15 protein-coding genes, 1 tRNA gene and 2 pseudogenes are annotated in these 20,802 nt (G+C 66.7%); 10 read left to right on the forward strand and 8 right to left on the reverse strand.

Annotated features, from left to right (window positions below; genetic code table 11):
- The first annotated feature begins 81 nt into the window (after nt 1–81).
- The gene (gene gyrA / locus Q0330_RS03070) at nt 82–2,772 is read left to right on the forward strand and encodes a DNA gyrase subunit A (RefSeq protein ID WP_299474423.1); all 2,691 of its coding nucleotides are present in this window, start codon (nt 82–84) and stop codon (nt 2,770–2,772) included.
- A 14-nt stretch (nt 2,773–2,786) separates the two neighbouring features.
- Nucleotides 2,787–3,863 (forward strand): AI-2E family transporter, encoded by a 1,077-nt coding sequence (locus tag Q0330_RS03075; RefSeq protein WP_299474289.1) that lies wholly within the window; start codon nt 2,787–2,789, stop codon nt 3,861–3,863.
- A 9-nt stretch (nt 3,864–3,872) separates the two neighbouring features.
- Here the strand turns inward: Q0330_RS03075 and Q0330_RS03080 are convergent, their stop codons facing one another.
- A complete protein-coding gene (locus Q0330_RS03080) occupies nt 3,873–4,502 on the reverse strand; it encodes a J domain-containing protein (protein WP_299474292.1) in 630 nt (209 codons plus the stop codon).
- A gap of 65 nt (nt 4,503–4,567) precedes the next feature.
- Here Q0330_RS03080 and Q0330_RS03085 point away from each other — a divergent pair, with 65 nt between their 5' ends.
- Nucleotides 4,568–4,816: a BolA family protein gene (locus tag Q0330_RS03085; RefSeq protein ID WP_299474295.1), complete on the forward strand. Its 249-nt coding sequence runs from the start codon at nt 4,568–4,570 to the stop codon at nt 4,814–4,816.
- A gap of 82 nt (nt 4,817–4,898) precedes the next feature.
- Here Q0330_RS03085 and Q0330_RS03090 read toward each other — a convergent pair.
- Nucleotides 4,899–4,973, reverse strand: a tRNA-Gly gene (locus tag Q0330_RS03090).
- Nucleotides 4,974–5,198: 225 nt separating this feature from the next.
- Here Q0330_RS03090 and ctaA point away from each other — a divergent pair.
- Complete coding sequence (gene ctaA, locus Q0330_RS03095; RefSeq protein ID WP_299474298.1) at nt 5,199–6,350, forward strand: heme A synthase; 1,152 nt, start codon at nt 5,199–5,201, stop codon at nt 6,348–6,350.
- A complete protein-coding gene (locus Q0330_RS03100; RefSeq protein ID WP_299474301.1) occupies nt 6,347–7,825 on the forward strand; it encodes a carboxypeptidase M32 in 1,479 nt (492 codons plus the stop codon). The genes ctaA and Q0330_RS03100 overlap by 4 nt, the downstream gene beginning before the upstream one ends.
- Nucleotides 7,826–7,849: 24 nt before the next feature.
- Here the strand turns inward: Q0330_RS03100 and Q0330_RS03105 are convergent, their stop codons facing one another.
- The 5 genes and pseudogenes from Q0330_RS03105 to rplU form a co-directional block, all read right to left on the reverse strand.
- Complete coding sequence (locus tag Q0330_RS03105) at nt 7,850–8,341, reverse strand: flavin reductase family protein (protein ID WP_299474304.1); 492 nt, start codon at nt 8,339–8,341, stop codon at nt 7,850–7,852.
- The gene (locus tag Q0330_RS03110) at nt 8,338–9,231 is read right to left on the reverse strand and encodes an aldo/keto reductase (RefSeq protein ID WP_299474426.1); all 894 of its coding nucleotides are present in this window, start codon (nt 9,229–9,231) and stop codon (nt 8,338–8,340) included. The genes Q0330_RS03105 and Q0330_RS03110 overlap by 4 nt, the downstream gene beginning before the upstream one ends.
- Nucleotides 9,232–9,350: 119 nt before the next feature.
- Entirely contained in the window at nt 9,351–9,911 is a 561-nt protein-coding gene (locus Q0330_RS03115; protein ID WP_299474307.1) for a GNAT family N-acetyltransferase, read from the reverse strand.
- Between the two features lie 93 nt (nt 9,912–10,004).
- Nucleotides 10,005–10,277: a 50S ribosomal protein L27 gene (gene rpmA, locus Q0330_RS03120; RefSeq protein ID WP_299474310.1), complete on the reverse strand. Its 273-nt coding sequence runs from the start codon at nt 10,275–10,277 to the stop codon at nt 10,005–10,007.
- 112 nt (nt 10,278–10,389) lie between these two features.
- A pseudogene (gene rplU, locus Q0330_RS03125) lies at nt 10,390–10,851 on the reverse strand (50S ribosomal protein L21); the annotation flags it as partial.
- A gap of 301 nt (nt 10,852–11,152) precedes the next feature.
- Between rplU and tkt the strand changes: the two are divergent.
- From tkt to Q0330_RS03140, 3 genes are all read left to right on the forward strand, one after another.
- Nucleotides 11,153–13,171 (forward strand): transketolase, encoded by a 2,019-nt coding sequence (tkt, locus tag Q0330_RS03130; RefSeq protein WP_299474313.1) that lies wholly within the window; start codon nt 11,153–11,155, stop codon nt 13,169–13,171.
- A gap of 103 nt (nt 13,172–13,274) precedes the next feature.
- The gene (locus tag Q0330_RS03135) at nt 13,275–14,186 is read left to right on the forward strand and encodes a DMT family transporter (protein WP_299474316.1); all 912 of its coding nucleotides are present in this window, start codon (nt 13,275–13,277) and stop codon (nt 14,184–14,186) included.
- On the forward strand, nt 14,179–15,072 hold the full coding sequence (locus tag Q0330_RS03140) for a lysophospholipid acyltransferase family protein (protein WP_299474319.1): 894 nt from the start codon (nt 14,179–14,181) through the stop codon (nt 15,070–15,072). The genes Q0330_RS03135 and Q0330_RS03140 overlap by 8 nt, the downstream gene beginning before the upstream one ends.
- Nucleotides 15,073–15,099: 27 nt before the next feature.
- On the opposite strand, the gene Q0330_RS03145 is transcribed toward Q0330_RS03140, so the two are convergent.
- Nucleotides 15,100–17,034 carry a sodium:proton antiporter gene (locus tag Q0330_RS03145; RefSeq protein ID WP_299474322.1) on the reverse strand — a complete coding sequence of 645 codons (1,935 nt, stop codon included), beginning with the start codon at nt 17,032–17,034 and terminating at the stop codon, nt 15,100–15,102.
- 210 nt (nt 17,035–17,244) lie between these two features.
- On the opposite strand from Q0330_RS03145, the pseudogene Q0330_RS03150 reads away from it, so the two are divergent.
- Nucleotides 17,245–18,693 (forward strand): annotated as a pseudogene (locus Q0330_RS03150) (DEAD/DEAH box helicase); the annotation flags it as partial.
- A gap of 586 nt (nt 18,694–19,279) precedes the next feature.
- Nucleotides 19,280–20,797, forward strand: a complete 1,518-nt coding sequence (gene lnt / locus Q0330_RS03155) for an apolipoprotein N-acyltransferase (protein WP_299474325.1) — start codon at nt 19,280–19,282, stop codon at nt 20,795–20,797.
- Nucleotides 20,798–20,802: the final 5 nt, after the last annotated feature.

Below are 20,802 nucleotides of genomic sequence, written 5' to 3' on the forward strand. Positions count from 1 at the left end.
GTGGCGGATACCCCCGAAGACGAGTTGGAAGTGGGCAATGGCATCGACGGCGATGACGGCGAGGCCCCGGCCCGCGAGGTCATGCATCACGACGGCCCGCAGATCGACATCACCAACGAAATGCGGTCGAGCTATCTCGACTATGCGATGTCGGTCATCGTCAGCCGGGCCATCCCGGATCTGCGCGACGGGCTGAAGCCGGTTCACCGCCGCATCCTCTATGCGATGCACGAGACCGGCAACACCCATGACAAGCCCTATCGCAAATCGGCACGGCCCGTCGGCGATGTCATGGGGAAATATCACCCTCATGGCGATGCCGCGATCTACGACGCGCTCGTGCGGATGGCGCAGGGCTTTTCCATGTCGCTGCCGCTTCTGGATGGGCAGGGCAATTTCGGCTCCATGGATGGCGATCCGCCGGCGGCGATGCGTTACACCGAAGTGCGCATGGCCAAGCCCGCCGATTACATCCTGGCCGATATCGACAAGGACACGGTCGATTTTCAGGACAATTACGACGGCAAGGACCGCGAGCCCACGGTTCTGCCCTCGCGCTTCCCGAACATGCTGGTCAATGGCGCCGGCGGCATCGCCGTCGGCATGGCCACCAATATCCCGCCCCATAACCTGGGCGAGGTCGTCGATGCGACGCTGGCCCTGATCGAGAACCCGGACCTTTCGACCGAGCGCCTGATGGAGATCGTGCCCGGCCCCGACTTCCCGACCGGCGCCACGATCCTTGGCCGCTCGGGCATCCGCAAGGCATATCTGGAAGGCCGCGGCTCGATCATCATGCGGGCCAAGACCCGGATCGAGGAGATCCGCAAGGATCGCTTCGCCATCGTGATCGAGGAGATCCCCTATCAGGTCAACAAGGCCACGATGATCGAGAAGATCGCCGAACTGGCCAAGGAAAAGCGGATCGAGGGCATCGCCCATGTCCAGGACGAATCCGACCGCCACGGGGTGCGCGTCGTCGTCGAGTTGAAACGCGATGCGACGCCGGATGTGGTCTTGAACCAGCTGTTCCGCTTCACGCCGATGCAGACCACATTCGGGGCGAACATGCTGGCCCTGAACGGCGGCCGACCTGAACAACTGACCCTGCGCGACTTCCTGACCTATTTCATCCAGTTCCGCGAGGAAGTGGTCGCCCGCCGCACCGCGTTCGAGCTGCGCAAGGCGCGCGAGCGCAGCCATATCCTCTGCGGTCTGGCGGTCGCGGTGTCGAACGTGGATGAGGTGGTGGAAACCATCCGTTCGTCGGCCGATGCCGCCGAGGCCCGCGAGCGCCTGATGAGCCGCCGCTGGCCGGCGCATACGATCCTCGAATATCTCAAGCTGATCGACGATCCGCGCCACCCGGTCAACGACGATGGCACCTATAACCTGTCGGAAACCCAGGCCCGTGCGATCCTCGATCTGCGCTTGCAGCGCCTGACCCAGCTTGGCGTGCAGGAAATCACCGAGGAACTGAAATCGCTGGCCGATTCGATCCGCGAATACCTGGCGATCCTCGGCTCGCGAGAGCGGATCATGGGCATCATCGCCGATGAGCTGACCGAGGTGAAAACCCTCTTTGCCGTGCCGCGTCGCACCGAGATCGGCGAATGGTCCGGCGACATGGACGACGAGGACCTGATCGAGCGCGAGGACATGGTCGTGACCATCACCTCGGGCGGCTATATCAAGCGCACCGCGCTTGCCGAATTCCGCGCCCAGAAGCGCGGCGGCAAGGGCCTGTCGGGCATGGCCACCAAGGAAGACGATGTCGTCACCACGCTTTTCGTGGCCAATACCCATACCGAACTGCTGTTCTTCACCACCGGCGGCATGGTCTACCGGCTGAAGACCTGGCGGCTGCCGCTTGGCGGGCGCACGGCCCGGGGCAAGGCGCTTGTGAACATCCTGCCCATCGACGGCGGCACCTCGATCGCCGCACTTCTGCCGATGGATGCGCCGGAAACCGAATGGGACGATTATCAGGTCATCTTCGCCACCGATGGCGGCGAGGTGCGGCGCAACGCGCTGTCGGATTTCACCAATATCATGCGCAACGGCAAGATCGCCATGAAGCTGCCCGAAGGCACCAGCCTGATCGGCGTGCGCATGGCAACCGATGACGACGATGTCATGCTGGTCACCGCCAGGGGCCGCGCCATCCGCTTTGCCGCGACCGATATCCGCGTCTTCCAGAGCCGCGCCTCGACCGGGGTGCGCGGCATCCGGCTGGGGGCCGGCGACAGCGTCGTCAGCATGTCCGTCATCCGCCATTTCGAGGCCGACCCGGCCGAACGCGCCGCCTATCTGAAGATGCGCCGCGCGGTTGCCGGCGCGCTCGATGACGGGGCCGAACCCGACGAGGACGAGGATGCCGTGGCCGAGGGCAGCATCACCCAGGAACGCTATGCCGAAATGTCGGCGGCCGAGGACCTGATCCTGACCATTACCGCCAAGGGCTCGGGCAAGATCAGTTCCAGCTTCGATTATCCGCTGCGCGGGCGTGGCGGCCAGGGGGTCATGGCGATGGACAAGGCGCTGCGCGGCGGCCAGCTTGTCGCCTCGTTCCCGGTCGAGCCGGACGATCAGATCATGCTGGCGACCTCGACCGGGCAGTCGATCCGGGTGCCGGTGGACGGGATCAGCTTCCGCTCGCGCTCGGCCGGCGGGGTGCGGGTTTTCAACACCACCAATGGCGAAACTGTTGTTTCCGTTGCACGGATCGCGGATCAAGGCGAGGATGAGGGTGACGAATCCGCCGAATCCTGACCGAGAGGACTGACTTGGAGCAACAGAATCAACTGCTGCGCGACAGGCTGCAGACCGGCTTTCTGGGCATCATCGCCTTCGCATTGCTGATGTTTCTGTTGGTTCAGGCCCGGTTCATCCTGATCTGCCTGGCCATTGCGATCATCATCTTCTCGCTGACCTCGGACGCCATCGGCGCCATCGCCCGCCAGCGGGTGCCGAACTGGCTGGCCACGGCGCTGGCTCTGCTGCTGATCGCGGGCGGCCTGCTCTGGGCCTCGACCACGGTGGTCAACCAGATCAACCAGGTGGTCACCACCTCGATCTCCTATGCCGAGCAGTTTCAGGCCGCCCTGCCCTCATTGCTGGAATGGATGGGCCCCGAGGCGCAGCAGACCGCCGAGACGGTGATCCGCACCATCAACCTGACCGGCTGGATGCGCAGCATGGCCGGCAGCGTCGCCGGCAGCGCCTCGACGCTGCTGTCGGCGGCGGTGCTGATCATCCTTTTCGTCGGCTTCATGTTCGCCGAGCGGGTCTGGTTCCCGCTGAAGATCGACAGCCTGCTGAGCGGCGACAAGGTCGCCGCCGCCCATGTCCGCCAGATCATCGCCTCGATCATGCGACGGGTGAACCGCTATCTGGTCGTGAAAACGCTGGTCAGCGCCGCGACCGCGCTTTGTGTCTTCGGGATTTTCACCGCCGCCGGCCTGCCGCTGGCCGGGGCGATCTCCATGCTGACCTTCGCGCTGAACTTCCTGCCCTCGGTCGGCTCGATCATCGCCACCGCCATCGCCGTGGCCCTTGCCTATGTGCTGAGCGCCGATATCAGCACCACGCTGGCCATCGGTGCCGGCTGCACGGCGGTGCAATTCGCCATCGGCAATGTGCTGGACCCGATGCTGCTTGGTCAGACCCTGCGCCTGTCCAGCTTCGGCATCATCCTGTCGCTGGCCTTCTGGGGCGCGATCTGGGGCATTCCGGGCATGTTCCTGGCGGTGCCGATCATGGTCGCGATCATGATCGTCTGCGCCCATATCCCCTGGCTGCGCCCGGTCGCGGTCTTGCTGTCGCGCGAAGGCCACCCCGATGACGGGATGACCGACGACTGAAACCGCCGATCAATCGCGGAAATTCCGGCTTTCCTTGATCTGGTCCCAGGCCCAGACGACCTCGGCCAGCCGCTCCTCGTCGGAACGGTCGCCGCCATTCATGTCCGGGTGCAGCACCTTCACCAGCGATTTGTACTGCTTGCGGATTTCGCCCTTGGTCCAGCCGTCGCGGGCCTCAAGGATATCCAGCGCCCGGCGCTCGGTCGGCGGCAGCTTGCGGCGCAGCGTCGCCTCGCGCACCGAGGGGTCGGTGCCATTGGCGCCCAGGATCTCCAGCGGGTCGTTGACGCCATGGCGCGCCCAGGCCTGTTCCTGCGCCGCCTTTCCGAACGGCTTGGTCGGGCGTTCCCAGACCGTCGCATTGTCCAGAAACTCCTGGAACTCCTCCTCGGACTGACCCTGGAAATAGTTCCAGTTCAGATTGTATTCGCGCACATGGTCCTTGCAGAACCAGTAATAGTCATCCAGCGCCCGTGGCGATTTGGGCGCGCGATACTGGCCCGCCTCCTCGCAGCCCTCCTTGTCGCAGACGCGGGTGGAGGTCTCGAAGGCGCCGGTCATGCCCCGCCGGCCCTTGGAACGGCGCTTCTTGTCCGTCTTGGCTGAAAGATCGAATCCGAAAGGGTCGTCGTTACTCATACCGATGCCTTGTTCTCGTCGGGGTCGACAGTCTAAGCTATTTGCGACCGGATGAAAGGGGGGCCGTGATGATTGCCGAAGAGATGCGCGAAAGACTGCAGGCCCTGTCGCCCACCACGCTGGAGGTGATCGACGAATCCGAACAGCATCACGGCCATGCCGGCTGGCGCGAGGGCGGACAGACGCATTTCCGCATCCGCATCAACGCGCCGGAACTGGCCCCCCTCAGCCGGATCGAGCGTCACCGCCTGATTCACCGCACGCTTGGCGATATCGTGCCGCGCATCCACGCGCTTGCCATCGAGATCGTCTGACGAAATACCGGCTTCGCCCGGATTTCGCCGGACCCAAAATGCAAAAAACCGGGCATCTGCCCGGTTCGTGCAAAAAAGAAACTGGAGCGGGCGATGAGATTCGAACTCACGACCCTAACCTTGGCAAGGTTATGCTCTACCCCTGAGCTACGCCCGCATCCGTTTCTGGCCGGTGCCTCTTGGCCGCCGGTGAGGGGTGATTTAGGTCAGGCCGCTGGGGGGCGCAAGCGGAAAAAACACCCTTCAGCGAAATTTTTTCGCACCGCGCCGCATTCGGCCAGCAGGGCCTGAACCACCGCCCTGCCCGGTTCGGCTGGACGCCCCTGCCCGCACGCGCTAAGCCTCGGCCAGCAATGCAGCCCGGCGATCAGGAGCCCCGCTTATGGCCAAACGCCCGATCTTTCAGGACGTCACCGCAGACACACCGCGCCCCGCCCCGACAACGGCCGGCGGGCTGATCGACGCCGCCCCCAAGGGCGCGCGCCGCGCCATCCGCGCCTGGCTGATCGTGATCTTCGTCATGGTCGCGGCGATGATCGCGCTTGGCGGGGCCACCAGACTGACCGGATCGGGCCTGTCGATCACCGAATGGAAGCTGGTCACCGGCACCCTGCCGCCGATGGACGAGGCCGCCTGGCAGGCCGAATTCGACGCCTATAAGCAGATCCCGCAATATGTTCAGGAAAACGCCGATATGGACCTGACCGGGTTCAAGCGGATCTACTGGTGGGAATGGTCGCACCGGCTGTTGGGCCGGCTGGTGGGGCTGGTCTGGGGGCTGGGCTTCCTGTTCTTCTGGGCGACGAAGCGGATCCCCACCGGCTGGGTGCCGCGCCTGCTGGGCCTCGGCGTCCTTGGCGGAATGCAGGGCGGCATCGGCTGGTGGATGGTCCATTCCGGCGTCGCCACCACGACGCTCACCTCGGTCGCCAGCTATCGGCTGGCCATTCACCTTGGCCTTGCCTTCGCGATTCTGGGGCTGATCGCCTGGTACGCGATGCAGCTTTCCCGATCCGAGGCCGATCTGTTGCGCGCCCGCCGCGCCGGCGAGGCGAAGCTGTTTTCCATGTCCACCGGGCTGATGCATCTGGCCTTTTGCCAGATCCTGATCGGCGCGCTTGTCGCCGGCATCGACGCGGGCCGGCAATATACCGGCTGGCCGACCATGGGCGGCGAATGGATCCCGGCGGCGATCTGGAACCCGGCGCTTGGCTGGCGCAACCTGTTCGAGAACCCGGCGCTCGTGCAATTCGTCCATCGCATGATCGGCTATCTTCTGGCGATCTTCGCCGTCGTGGTCTGGATGCGCGCCCGGCGTTCGCCCCATGCGGTGACGCGCGGGGCCTTCACGGCCATGATCCTCGCCATGGCGCTGCAGATCGTGCTGGGCATCCTGAACGTGATCCACGCCGCGCCCCTGTCGCTGGCATTGCTGCACCAGCTTGGCGCGGTGCTGCTGTTCGTGCTGATCCTGCGGGCGCGCCACCATGCCCGCTATCCCTTTGAAACCTCGATTCGTGGAACGGTGAAATGAGCGATTTCGACGCCCTGATGGACTTCCAGCGCACCACCGAGGCGCTGTCCTCGGTTTCCGAACGTCTCGGCTGGGACCAGGAAACCGTGATGCCGCGCGGCGCGACCGAGCAGCGGGCCGAGGAAATGGCCGCCATGGAGGCCGTGCTGCACGAGCGCCGCACCGATCCGCGCATCGGCGAATGGCTGGACGGGGCCGAGGCCGAGATCGAGGATGCCGAAGACGCCCGGATGCTGGAACTGATCGGGCGCGACTATCGCCGCCAGACCCGCATTCCGGCGCGGCTGGCGACGGAACTGGCGCGCGCCACCTCGCTGGCGCAGGGGATCTGGGCCGAGGCCCGCGCCAATGAGGATGTCGCGGCCTTCCTGCCGACGCTGTCCGAGATCCTGATGCTCAAGCGCGAGGAAGCCGCCGCCATCGCCGATGGGGGCGACGCCTATGACGCGCTGCTGGACGATTACGAACCCGGCGCCACGGCGGCCTCGGTCGGGGCGATCTTCGCCGATCTGCGCCCGCGTCTGGTGCAATTGCGCGACGATGTCATGGGGGCCGACCACCAGCCCGCGCAGCTGAGCGGCCAGTTCCCGGCCGAGACGCAGCTGCGCCTGGCCCGGCAATGCGCCACCGCCTTCGGTTACGACTGGTCGCGCGGGCGCATGGATCTGGCCGTGCATCCGTTCAGTTCGGGCCGCTGGCAGGACAGCCGGATCACCACTCGCGTGGTCACGGCGGAACCCTTCAACTGCCTTTATTCCACCACCCACGAGGTCGGCCATTCGAATTACGAGCTCGGCATCGACAGCGATTACGCCTTCACCGCGCTTGGCCGCGGCGTCTCGCTTGGCGTGCACGAATCGCAATCGCGGATTTCCGAGAACCAGATCGGCCGTGGCCGCGCCTTCACCGGCTGGCTGTTCGACCGCATGTCGGACGCGTTCGACGGGCTGAACATCGACAATGCCGACGACTTCTATGCCAGCGTGAACCGCGTGGCAGCGGGCTATATCCGCACCGAATCCGACGAGGTGCAGTATAACCTGCACATCATGATGCGCTTCGATCTGGAACGCGACCTGATCGCCGGCAAGCTGGATGCGACCGATCTGGAAGAGGCCTGGAATGCCCGCTTCCTTCGGGATTTCGGGGTGGCCGTGGACAAGCCCTCGAACGGGGTTCTGCAGGATGTGCACTGGTCGGTCGGGCTGTTCGGCTATTTCCCGACCTATGCGCTTGGCAATGTCTATGCCGGCTGCCTGAACCGGGCCATGCGCGCGGCGCTGCCCGATCTCGACGCCGCGCTGTCCGAGGGCGACGCCACCCCCGCCGTCGAATGGCTGCGCGAGAATATCCACCGCCATGGCAGCCTGATCGCGCCGGTGCCGCTGATCGAACAGGCCAGCGGCGGCCCGGTTTCGGCGGCACCGCTACTGGACTATCTGGAGGAGAAATTCGGGGCGATCTACGGGCTGTAAGGCGGACCGGGAAGGCGGGCCGCCTCAATCCGTGCGGTGCCCGCCCCATTGGCCCTGCGACAGCACCAGCGGCCGGCCCGGCGCGGTCTCGACCCTGAGCACGCGACCGATGACAAGCGTATGGTCGCCCGCGTCATGCGCGGCCTCCTGCGCGCAATCGAAACGGCTGAGCACGCCCGGCACAAGCGCCACGCCCTCGGGCGTCAGATCATGCGCCAGCCCCTCGAACTGCGCCCCGCCACGGGTGAAGCGGTCGGCCAGATGCTTCTGGTCCTCGGCCAGGACATGGATGCTGAAGAAGGGCGCGCGGGCGAAGATATCGTGCCGGCGCGAGAACTTGCCCGGCGACCACAGCACCAGCGGCGGCGCCAGCGAGACCGAGGCGAAGCTGTTCGCGGTCATCCCCTGCGGCCCCCCGGGCGAGGCGATGGTGACCACGGTCACCCCGGTGGCGAAATTGCCGAGCGCATCGCGGAACTCTCGGGCATGGGCGTGATCGGGGATGAAGCCGGTCATGGCACCTCGTGGCCGAGCGCCGCCTGATAAAGGATGAACCAGTCCTCGCGGTCCAGATCGACCCGGAAGGCCTCGGACATCGCCGCGATCCGCGACAGCCTGTTGGTGCCGATGACCGGCATGATCCGGGCCGGATGGGCCAGCAGCCAGGCAATGGCAAGGGCGGCCATCTCGCAGCCCTTCGCCGCCGCCATGTCGCGCATGACCTCGACCAGTTCCGGCTGCGCACCGGCAAAGAGCGCGCCACCGGCCAGCGGCGACCAGGCCATCGGCGCCATGCCCTGACGCTGGATGAAGGAAAGCTCGCCATTGGCGAAGGGTTCGGGCGCGGCCAGCGAAATCTCGATCTGGTTGACGCGAAGACGCTGGCGCATGGCGTCCTGCAGCAGTTCCGTCTCGTCACGGTGGAAATTCGACACGCCGACCGCGCGGACCTTGCCCGATTCGACCAGATCGTCGAGCGCGCGCCCGGTCTCGCCCGCATCCATCATCGGATCGGGGCGATGGATCAGCAGCAGGTCGATCCGATCAATGCCGAGATCGCGCAGACTGGCATCGACCGAGGCCGCGATATGGCGCGCCGAGGTGTCGTAATGCTTGACCCGCGCCGATCCATGTCGCCCCATCGGCGCGACGATCCCGCATTTGGTCACGATCTCGAACCGGTCGCGCAGCCCCGGCGCCGCTTTCAGCGCCGCGCCAAGCAGCGATTCGGCGGTATAGCCGCCATAGATATCGGCAAGATCGAGCGTGGTGATCCCCTGCGCCAGACAGGCCTCCAGCTTGGCGCGGATATGGGCGGGGCCGGTATCGTCGTCATCGGCCACGCGCCACATGCCGTAAGCCATGCGGCTGAGCGTCACGCGATCGGCAATCTCGATACGCTCCATTTCCATCGCCAGCCCTTCCGACACGGTCCCTGTTCAGGCCAAGCCATACGACGCGGGCGCGGGAATTGCCACGCCCCGGGGCGGCTTTTGCGCCGCTTTCGGGCCGTGGCGGGTGCGGTTCAATCGGCCATGCGGCGCAGATAGGTCCAGGTCGGCACCCGGGCATTGCGGGCGACCGACCAGCTTTCGGCATCGCCAAGATAGGCGAAACCGCAATTGGTCAGCACCCGGGCCGAGCCGGGATTGTCCTGAAAGACCTCGGCGAAAAGAGTGCGCGAGCCATGCGGATTGACCGCGACCAGGCCCGAGACCGCCTCGCTTGCGAAGCCGGTATTCCAGAAGCCGGCACCGACCCAGAAGCCCAGTTCGGACTGGTCGTCCTCCATCCGGGTAAGAGAGACCACGCCCAGCACCTCGCCCAGACCGTGGGCCGAGCCGTCGATGGCCCAGACATCCTCGCTGCGCTCGGGGTCCATGGCGCGGCTGACAAAGGCCTCGGCGGCGCCGGGCGGCAGCGGATGGGGGATGGCGCGCGTGCCCTCGGCCACACGGCGGTCGGCGGTGTAATGCGCGATCAGCCCGACATCGGAACGGCGCAGCGGTCTCAGTTCCAGCCGCTCGGTCGCGATGACCGGCTGCTCATGCGCCAGATCGCCGGCAACTTGTGCGAGTGCTGTCATGATCTCTCCTCCAACAGGGACGATACGCGCCCCAAAACGAGAAGGGGGACCGGCTTGCGCCGATCCCCCTGTCTGTGCCGGGTTTATATCGGCTTACTGGGCGGCCTCTGCATTTGCTGGCATGACCGAAATATAGGTGCGGCCCTTGAGACCCTTCTTGAAGGTCACTTCGCCGTCGGTCAGCGCGAACAGGGTATGATCGCGGCCCATGCCGACATTGGCGCCCGGCCACCAGGTGGTGCCGCGCTGACGCACGATGATATTGCCTGCGATGGCGGCCTGACCGCCGTAAAGTTTCACGCCAAGACGGCGACCGGCGGAGTCGCGACCGTTCCGGGACGAGCCGCCTGCTTTCTTGTGTGCCATGACTTAAAGTCCTCTTGTTCGATAGGGTCAGATCGCTGACCCGAATGTTCCGTTCAACCGGCGCGCCCGTTGGTCACGCCCGGTCAGATCATGCCTCGTCCGAAGCCTTCGCGGCCTTCTTGGCGCGGGCCGGCTTCTTCGCAGCGGGTTCGGCGGCATCGGCAGCTTCAGCCTTCGGCGCGGCTTTCTTCGCCTTCGCGGCCGGCTTGGCTTCGGTGGCGGCAGCGGCGCGGATGCCCAGAGCAGCCTTCACGCCCGACTTGTCGGCACCTTTTTCCAGCACCTCGGTCACGCGCAGCAGAGTCAGTTGCTGACGGTGGCCACGGGTGCGCTGCGAGCTGTGCTTGCGGCGGCGCTTGACATAGCTGACGACCTTGTCGGCCTTGATCTGTTCGATCACTTCGGCCTGCACGGCGGCACCGGCAACCAGCGGCGCACCGACGGTCGAGCCGACCATCAGGATCTCGTTGAACTGCACCTTTTCGCCGGCATCGGCGGCCAGCTTCTCTACGCGCAGCACGTCGCCCGCCTGAACGCGGTACTGTTTGCCGCCTGTCTTGAGAACTGCGAACATCTGTCTTTCCTTCGTATCCCGCATCCTGCGGCCCCGGCAAAGCCGGCGTTTCGGGGAAAAATCCCCGCCTTCGGACGGCGCACCCCTGATGGGTGATGGTTCAAAAACATAGCACCGGCCAAGGGCGGATGCCCGGCCGGTCGCGGGCTTATGGCGGATTCGGGGGGCGAAGTCAAGCGAGGCGGGGCCGAAGCCGCTGCCATGACGGCGTTTCGACGAGCTTAGCACGCGCCCTGCCCGGCTTGAAACCCCGCCCGCACCTGCTATCAGGGGCACAGTGCTGCCACAAAGGACATTTCCGATGGATTTCGAAGCCCTCCGCAAAGCCGATCCCGATCACTGGAACCTCGCCAGTTCGATCCGGGTTCTCGCCATGGACGCCGTCCAGGCCGCCAATTCCGGCCATCCCGGGATGCCGATGGGCATGGCCGATGTGGCCACGGTGCTGTTCACCAAACACCTGAAATTCGACGCCTCGGCACCGCACTGGTTCGACCGCGACCGCTTCATCCTGTCCGCCGGGCACGGCTCGATGCTGCTTTACGCGCTGCTCTACCTGACCGGCTACGAGGATATGACGCTGGATCAGCTGAAGAACTTCCGCCAGTCCGGCGCCAAGACCGCCGGTCACCCGGAATACGGCCATGCCGACGGGATCGAGACCACCACCGGCCCGCTGGGTCAGGGCATCGCCAATTCCGCCGGCTTCGCCATTGCCGAGGAAGCCGCCCGGGCCGAATTCGGCGCCGATATCTGCGATCACCGGACCTGGGTCATCGCCGGCGACGGCTGCCTGATGGAGGGCATCAGCCAGGAAGCCATCGCCCTTGCCGGTGCGCAGCGACTGGGCAAGCTGATCGTGCTCTGGGACAATAACAACATCACCATCGACGGCCGCGTCAGCATCGCCGACAAGACCGATCAGCACGAGCGTTTCGCGGCTTCGGGCTGGCGCGTCCTGTCCTGCGACGGTCACGACGCCGCCGATATCGACCGCGCGCTGAGCGAGGCGAAGAACTCCGACGGGCGTCCGACCCTAGTCGACTGCAAGACCATCATCGGCTTCGGCGCGCCGAAGAAGCAGGACACCGCCGGTGCCCATGGCTCGCCCCTCGGGGCCGAGGAAATCGCCGCCGCCCGCCATAATTACGGCTGGGATCATGCCGAGTTCATCATCCCCGACGACATCCTGGCCGCATGGCGCAAGGCCGGTGCCCGCGGTGCCGAGGCCCGCGCCGCCTGGCAGAAGCGCGTCGATACCCTGCCCGCCGGTCAGCGCGACGAATTCGCCCGCCGCATCTCGCATGAAATCAGCCACAAGCTGGCGCCGGCCATTGTCGCGCTGAAGGAACAGGCGCTGTCCGCCAAGCCCAAGGTCGCGACCCGCAAGGCCTCGGAAATGGTGCTGGAGGTCATCAACCCCTTGCTGCCCGAAATGTTCGGCGGCTCGGCCGACCTGACCGGCTCGAACCTGACCAGGACCGCCGATCTGGGCGATTTCAACGCCGAGAACCGCGACGGCCGCTATATCCGCTATGGCATCCGCGAACATGGCATGGCGGCGGCGATGAACGGCATCTTCCTGCATGGCGGCTTCCGCCCCTATGGCGGCACCTTCATGACCTTCACCGATTACGCCCGCGGCTCCATGCGGCTGTCGGCGCTGATGGGGATCGGGCCGGTCTATGTCATGACCCACGATTCCATCGGTCTGGGCGAGGACGGCCCGACCCACCAGCCGGTCGAGCATCTGGCCATCTGCCGGGCCACGCCGAACACGCTGACCATGCGCCCCTGCGACCTGATCGAGACGGCGGAAGCCTGGCAACTGGCGCTGGAAGCGACCGGCGCGCCCACGGTCATGGCGCTGTCGCGTCAGAACCTGCCGGTCCTGCGCGAAACCGCAACCGAGAACCTGTCGGCCAAGGGGGCCTATATCCTGCGCGAGGCCTCGGCCACGCCGCAGGTGATCCTGCTCGCCACCGGCTCCGAGGTCGAGATCGCGGTCAAGGCGCGCGAGGCGCTGGAAGCCGCAGGCATCGCCACCCGTGTGGTCTCGGTCCCCTGTATGGAACTGTTCCGCGCCCAGCCGGCCGAATACCGCCGCGAAGTGCTGCCGAAAGGCCCCGCGCGCATCGCCATCGAGGCCGGCATCCGCCAGGGCTGGGACTGGCTGCTTCTGGGCGAGGGCGGCACCGAGGACAAGGCCGCCTTCATCGGCATGGCCGGTTTCGGCGCCTCGGCCCCGGCGGAGGAGCTTTACAAGGAATTCGGCATCACCGCCGAAAACGTGGTCGAGACCGCGACGGGGCTTGTGTGAGGCCCCGCCTCGCACCCCCTCATGACATGAACAAAGGGCCGCAGCACATTGATTTTGCTGCGGCCCCGGCCTGCCGATGAGGCCTTTGCCCAAATCCTTCGGATTGTTCGGACGCGCCCGCGACGGTCGCGCCATGGCGCATGGCAACCAGCAGGCGCGCGGCATCGCCTTCCTGCTGCTGTCGGTCTTCATCTTCACGATGATGGATGCGACGGCGAAATATCTGGGCGAGTTCTATGCCCCCGCACAGGTGGTCTGGGCGCGCTATATGGGCAATTTCGTGGTGCTTGCGCTGTATTACCGGGGCAGGTTTCTGCCCAGCCTGCGCGCGCGTCAGCCGATGGCGCAGCTTGGCCGGGCGCTGTGCCAACTGGCCTCGGTCTCGCTGTTCTTCACCGCGATCCAGCATATCGGCATTGCCGAAGCGACCGCGATCATGGACATGAACCCGGTGCTGATCACCCTTGGCGCGGCGCTGTTTCTGGGCGAGCCGGTGGGCTGGCGTCGCATCGCCGGCATCGTCGTGGCGATGATCGGGGCGATGATCATCATCCGGCCCGGCATGGGCGTGTTCGACCCCGCCGCCATCCTGCCGCTGATCGGCGCCTTCACCTATGCCGCCGGCGCGCTTCTGACCCGCGTGGTGCGCACGGATTCGCTGGCCACCTCTCTGGTCTGGACGGTGCTGGTCGGATTGATCGCCAGCAGCCTTGTGGTGCCGTTCTTCTGGCAGCCGATCGCGGTCGAACACCTCTGGGCATTCGCCCTGATCGGCATTTTCGGCGCCCTGTCGCAGGCGCTGCTGATCCATGCCTTCTCGCTGGCCGAGGCCGGGGTGATCGCCCCCTTCGGCTATACCGGGCTGCTCTGGGCCGCGCTGTGGGGCTGGATGTTCTGGGGCGTGCTACCGGATCGCTGGACGGTTCTGGGTGCCTGCATCATCGTGGCGGCAGGCCTTTATATCTGGTATCGCGAGACCCGAGTGGCCCGGAAGGAGCGCGCCGCGCATGGCTAAGGCCAAGACAGAAGACGAGATGGTCTGGACCGACAAGCTGGCCAATGCCGCCTTTCTGGGCGTCATGGCGGTGGCCCGGCTTCTGCCCTATCGCCGCCGTATCCCGGTTGTGGGCTGGTTCTTCTCGCGCCTTCTCGGACCCATCGCCGGCTGGTCGCGCCGGGCGCGCGAGAATCTGACGCTCGCCATGCCCGAACTGTCGCCGTCTGAGCGCGCCCGCATTGCCCGCGAGGTGCTGGACAATGCCGGGCGCTCCATGGCCGAGATCTATTCGGGCGAGGAATTCACCGCCCGCATCCGCGACACCGACAGGCTGACCGGCCCCGGCCTTGCCGCACTGGAGGAAGCCGCCGCCAGCGACCGGCCCGTCATCCTCGCCTGCGCGCATTTCGGCAATTACGACGCCATGCGCGCGGCACTTTCTGCGCGCGGCTGGCCGGTCGGCGCGCTCTATCGGCCGATGAACAACCCGGCCTTCAACGCCCATTACATCCCCGCCATGCGCGCCATCGCCGAGCCGATCTTCCCGCGCGGCAGATCCGGCTTCGCCGCCATGCTGAAATTCCTGCGCGGCGGCGGGATGCTGGCGCTTGGCTTCGACCAGTTCGTCCATGACGGCACCAAGCTGGATTTCTTCGGCCTGCCCTCGCGCACGGTGCTGACCCCGGCGGAGCTGACCCTGCGCTATGACGCGCTTCTGGTGCCGATCAACGGCATCCGCCAGCCCGATGGGCTGAGCTTCTCGGTCGAGGTCGGCCAGCCCATCGCCCACACCACCCCCGAGGAGATGATGCAGGCGCTGAATGCCGATCTGGAACGTCAGATCCGCGCCCGTCCGGGGCAGTGGTTCTGGGTCCACCGCCGCTGGAAGAAGCGCGACCGCTGACCGCCTTGGCGGCGCGGTCGAGAATAATCAGGCCGCCCCGTCCGGCAGCGGATCCGCATCGGGCTGCGACCCTTCGCCCTCGCCCTTCCTGACCGCCTTTGCCTCGGCCCGGGCCTGTTCGCGTTGTTTGCCGGCCTCCTCAGCCTCGCGCCGGATGCGGTCGGCCAGTTCCGGCGGCATCAGCGAGACGATGCGCATCCCCGTCCGGCCGCTCAGTTCCTCGTCGCGACCGACGAAACGGGCCTTGCCGTCATGGACCACGGCCAGCGGAATCGCCCCCTCGCGGGCGGAATGCCAGTCATCCAGCGTATATTCCTCGGTCAGGCGGGTGGTGCGGAAGATCCAGCCATTGCCCAAGAGGTCCAGATATTGCGCCAGCGTGCGCCCGCCATTGACGCCGCGCCCGCCCAACTGGCTGGGCAAGGCGTGGCGGGCCTGTTCCTCCTTGACGCGGGCGATCTGCCAGATCGCGTCGCGACCGAATTCCGGCGCCAGGTCGGTCGCCACCAGGGTGTTATAGGCATCGTTGTCCGAGGCCGCGAAGATACTGGAAAAGGCCATGAACTCGACCCCGTTATCGGCGGTTTCCGACAGGATGTCGCCGTAATAGGTCGCCACCCCGGCGGCGCGCGCCGAACGCAGCTGCCCCCGGTTCGGATCGGTGACCAGCACATTTACCCCGGCATTGCCAAGCGCCTGCGCCAGCCCGGTCGAGAAGGTCGAGCCGCCGACGATGATCATCCCCGGCGTGCCGGCCGAGGTCAGGCCAAGCCGCGCCGCCAGCGGCTTCAGCGTGAAGCCGTGCAGCACCACCGTCACCAGCACCAGCACGAAGGCCAGGGGTTGCAGCACCGCGCCATCCGGCACCCCTTCGGCCACCAGTCGCTGCGCGAACAGGCCCGAGACCGCCAGCAGCACCACCCCGCGCGGCCCGGTGAAGGCCACCATCAGCCGCTCGTTCATCGGGATCGCGGTGCCCAGAAGCGAGATCAGCACCGTCAGCGGCCGCACCAGCAGCACCACCGAGAGGATGAACAGCAGCGCGCGCCAGTTCAGATGCTCCAGCGATTCCAGCCGCACATTCGCGGCCAGCAGGATGAAGACGCCGGACAGCAGCAGCGTCGTCGCCTGCTCCTTGAAGCGGTAGATCTCGGTGTAAGACGGCAGGTCCGCATTGGCGATGACCAGCCCCATCACCGTCACTGCCAGCAAGCCCGATTCATGCAGCACGGAATCGGACAGCGCAAAGACCGCCAGCACCAGCACGAAAAGCATCGGCACCTTCATGTATTCCGGCACCAGCGCGCGGCGGAAGGCCGCGACCACCATCAGCGCGGCACCGTAACCCAGAAGGGCGGCGAAGACGATGCCCTTGCCGACAACCCAGATCGCATGGGTCGCCGTCAATTGCTGCTGGACGACCATGACCACGACAAGCGCGCCCACGGCGACAAGCGCGCCGACCGCATCGTTGACGATGGCCTCCCATTGCAGAAGCTGGGCCGGGCGGTTGTGCAGCTTGGCGGCGCGCAGCAGCGGCGCGATCACGGTCGGGCCGGTCACGATCATGACCCCGCCGAAGACGACCGAGCTTTGCCAGCTGAGCCCGGCGATCCCATAAAGCGCCGCCGAAGACAGCAACCAGCCAAGCGGCGCGCCCAGCACCACCAGCCGCCGCACACCGGGGCCCGCATCCTCAAGCTGGCGGAAGTTCAGCGTCAGCCCGCCCTCGAACAGGATCACCGCCACGGCCAGCGAGATCATCGGCGCCACCAGCGGGCCGATATCGCGCGAGGGCACGAAGATCCCGGTCAGCGGCCCCAGGATCAGCCCGGCCAGCAGCATCATGACGATGCCCGGCAGCCGGAACCGCCAGGCCAGCCATTGCGCGCCGACACCGACGACGCCCACAAGCGCAAATGCCTCAACCGGGCTCAGCCCGCTTTCGGGGGTTACTGCCATGCCTGTTCCCTCGTTCAATCCACGCCAACAGATGCCGGCCTGATTCTGTTCCTCATCTGCCGCAACGAAATGCGGCAATTTTTTGACAAGATTGACGAGTAACCGCGATTAAGCTAGGGCAATTCGCGTTCGCATCCGGCGGACGAACGAGGGGCGTGCAATGGCGTCCCATTTTTTCATCTGCGCCCGAGGCGCAGCGAATGGACGCATATGACCAGATTTTCTGACCTGAAGCTCGATCCGAAAGTTCTCAAGGCCGTGGCCGAAGCTGGCTATGACAGCCCGACCCCGATCCAGGCGGGCGCGATCCCGCCGGCGCTGGAAGGCCGCGACGTGCTGGGCATCGCCCAGACCGGGACCGGCAAGACCGCCAGCTTCACCCTGCCGATGATCACGCGGCTGTCGCGTGGCCGGGCCCGGGCGCGGATGCCGCGCTCGCTGGTCCTTTGCCCGACGCGGGAACTGGCGGCGCAGGTGGCGGAAAACTTCGACATCTATGCCAAGCATACCCGCCTGACCAAGGCGCTGCTGATCGGCGGGGTTTCCTTCGGCGAGCAGGACAAGCTGATCGACCGCGGCGTCGATGTGCTGATCGCCACGCCGGGCCGGCTGCTGGACCATTTCGAACGCGGCAAGCTGCTGCTGACCGGGGTCGAGGTGATGGTGGTCGATGAGGCCGACCGGATGCTCGACATGGGTTTCATCCCGGATATCGAGCGTATCTTCCAGCTGACCCCCTTCACCCGGCAGACGCTGTTCTTCTCGGCTACCATGGCCCCCGAGATCGAGCGCATCACCAATACCTTCCTGCACACGCCCGAACGTATCGAGGTCGCGCGTCAGGCCACCACCTCGGAAACCATCACCCAGAAGCTGGTCGAGATCACGCCGACGCGGAAGGACCAGACCGCCAAGCAGAAGCGCGAATTGCTGCGCGCGCTGATCGAGGCCGAGGGCGAGGATCTGAAGAACGCGATCATCTTCTGCAACCGCAAGACCGAGGTCGATATCGTCGCCAAGTCGCTGAAGGCGCATGGCTTCGACGCCGCCCCGATCCATGGCGATCTGGACCAGTCGCAGCGGATGCGCACGCTGGACGCGTTCCGCGACGGCTCGCTGCGTTTCCTCGTGGCCTCCGACGTGGCGGCACGCGGGCTCGATATTCCGGCGGTCAGCCATGTGTTCAACTTCGACCTGCCCTCTCATGCCGAGGATTACGTCCACCGCATCGGCCGCACCGGCCGCGCCGGGCGTCAGGGCACGGCCTATTCCATCGCCACACCGGCGGATGAAAAATACCTGTCGGGCATCGAGAATCTGGTGAAGCAATCCCTGCCCCGCGCCGAGGCGCCCGAAGGCTTCTCGCTCTCTGACAATGCCCGCAGCGCGCCGCGCGACAGCGGTCGCGGCAGCAGCCGGTCGCGTTCGCGCTCGCGCCGGGACGACCGCAAGGACGACCGCCGCGACGAGGCGCCGGCAGCGCGCCAAGAGGCCCCCAAGGAAGAAGTCCGCAGCACATCGCGCGACGACCGCCGGCCTGAACCCCGCGACGAGCGTCGCGACAGCGCGCGCGGGGATCGCCGCAACGACCGCCGCGACGGTGGCCGTCAGGTGCAGGGCATGGGCGAACATGTGCCGGACTTCATGACCCAGAGCTTCGCCGACGCGCTCGCCGCAACCGAAGCCACCATGCAGCAGAACGACGCTGCCGCTGCCGCCCGCGAGGTTGAGCAGAAACGGGCCGAGGAACGCCGCGCAGAGGAGAAGAAACAGGCCGAGGCCAGGCGCGAAGAAGAAGCCAAGGCCGCCGAAGCCGCCACCGGGGCCGATGCCACCACCGAGGCAGCGCCGGAAGCCGTCGAAGAGCCGAAGAAGCCTGCGCGTCGTCGCGCCCCGCGCAAGACCGCCGCGAAGGCCACCGAGGCGGAAGCCGCGCCGGCTGAGGCCGCGCCGGTCGAGGCCGAGGCAGCCCCGGCAGAGGAACCGAAGAAGCCTGCCCGCCGTCGCGCCCCGCGCAAGACCGCCGCGAAAGCCACCGAGGCGGAAGCCGCGCCGGCCGAGGCCGCGCCGGTCGAAGCCGAAGCAGCCCCGGCGGAAGAGCCGAAAAAACCCACCCGCCGCCGCGCCCCGCGCAAGACCGCCGCGAAAGCCACCGAGGCTGGCGAGGCCGCGCCTGTGGACGCCGCATCGGCAACCGGCACCGAATCGTCGGAACCCACGGAAGGTTGATCCGCCGATGCCCCGCATGACGGCAGACGCACCCCGAAGCTGGGGGCGGGGCTGGCGGGGCGGCGTGCTCGACCTGCTGCTTGGCGCGGGCGTAGCCCTCGGTCAGGTGCCCTGGGGGCTCTGGCCGCTCAGCCTGCTGGCGCTGGCTATCGTCGTCTGGCGGGTCGCCCATGCAACGGGTCGGCGCGGCGCGACCTGGCGCGCATTGGCGGCGGGAACCGGCTATTTCGCCCTCGCGCTCAGCTGGATCGTCGAGCCCTTTCTGGTCGAGCCCGAGATCTATGGCTGGATGGCCCCTTTCGCGCTTCTCCTCATGGCGCTTGGCGGCGGTATTTTCTGGGCCATGCCGGGCTGGCTCGCCGGGCGCCTTGCCGACCCCGGCCCGAGGCGGGCCATGGCCTTCGGCGCCGGTCTGGTCCTGTCAGACTGGCTGCGCGGCTGGATCTTTACCGGCTTTCCCTGGGCGCAGCTTGGCCATATCTGGATCGACACGCCCGCCGCACAGGCCGCAGCCTTCATCGGCGCGACCGGCCTTTCGGCCCTGACCGTCAGCGCCGCCGCCCTGCCGCTGGCCTTCTGGTCGGGCCCCGCATTGCAGCCGCGCGGGGCATGGCCGGGGGCCGCGCTGTCGGCCCTGCTCGTGGCCACGTTCTGGGCCGGGGGGCTGTCGCGGCTCGATACGCCGGTCCAGTTGCGCGACATCACCCTGCGCCTCGTGCAGCCCAATGCCGAGCAGGCGCTGAAATGGGACCCGGAATGGGCGCAGGTCTTCTGGCAGCGGCTGTTGCAGGAAAGCGCAGCCCCGCCCGAAGGCCCCGCCCCCGATGCGGTGATCTGGCCCGAAACCGCCGTAAGCTTCCCGCTGGAGGTGGCCGGCGACGCCCTGCCGATCCTCAGCGAAGCCGCCAATGCCACGGTGCTGATGGGCATCCAGCGCAGCGACGGGCCGCGTTTCTATAACTCGCTGATCGAGGTCCGGCCCGGCGGCGCGGTGGCGCAGGTCTATGACAAGTTCCACCTCGTCCCCTTCGGCGAATATATCCCCTGGGGCGATGCCATGGCCCGGATCGGCATCCGCGCCTTCGCGGCACAGCTTGGCAACGGCTATTCCGCCGGTCCCGGCCCGCACCTGATGACGCCCGCAGGCCTGCCGCCCTTCCAGCCGCTGATCTGCTATGAGGCGATCTTCCCGCAGCATCTGCGCGCCGTCGAGGGTGCCGAATGGCTGCTGCAGGCGACCAATGACGCCTGGTTCGGCACCGTTTCTGGACCTTATCAGCATCTGGCGCAGGCGCGGCTGCGCGCCATCGAATCGGGTCTGCCAATGATGCGGGCCGCGAATACCGGGATCACCGCCGCCATCGACCCTTTGGGGCGCGTGACCGCCGAATTGCCGCTTGGCGTGGTGGGCCATATCGACGCCGCCCTGCCCGCGCCCCTGCCCCGGACGTGGTGGATGCGGCTTGGCCGCTGGCCCACGGTGCTGGCAGCCCTTGCCCTGCTGCTGGCAAGCCTGCGCCGCCGCCGGCGCTGACCGCC

Origin of the sequence: uncultured Paracoccus sp., from assembly GCF_937873615.1 — a bacterium.
Lineage (GTDB): Bacteria > Pseudomonadota > Alphaproteobacteria > Rhodobacterales > Rhodobacteraceae > Paracoccus.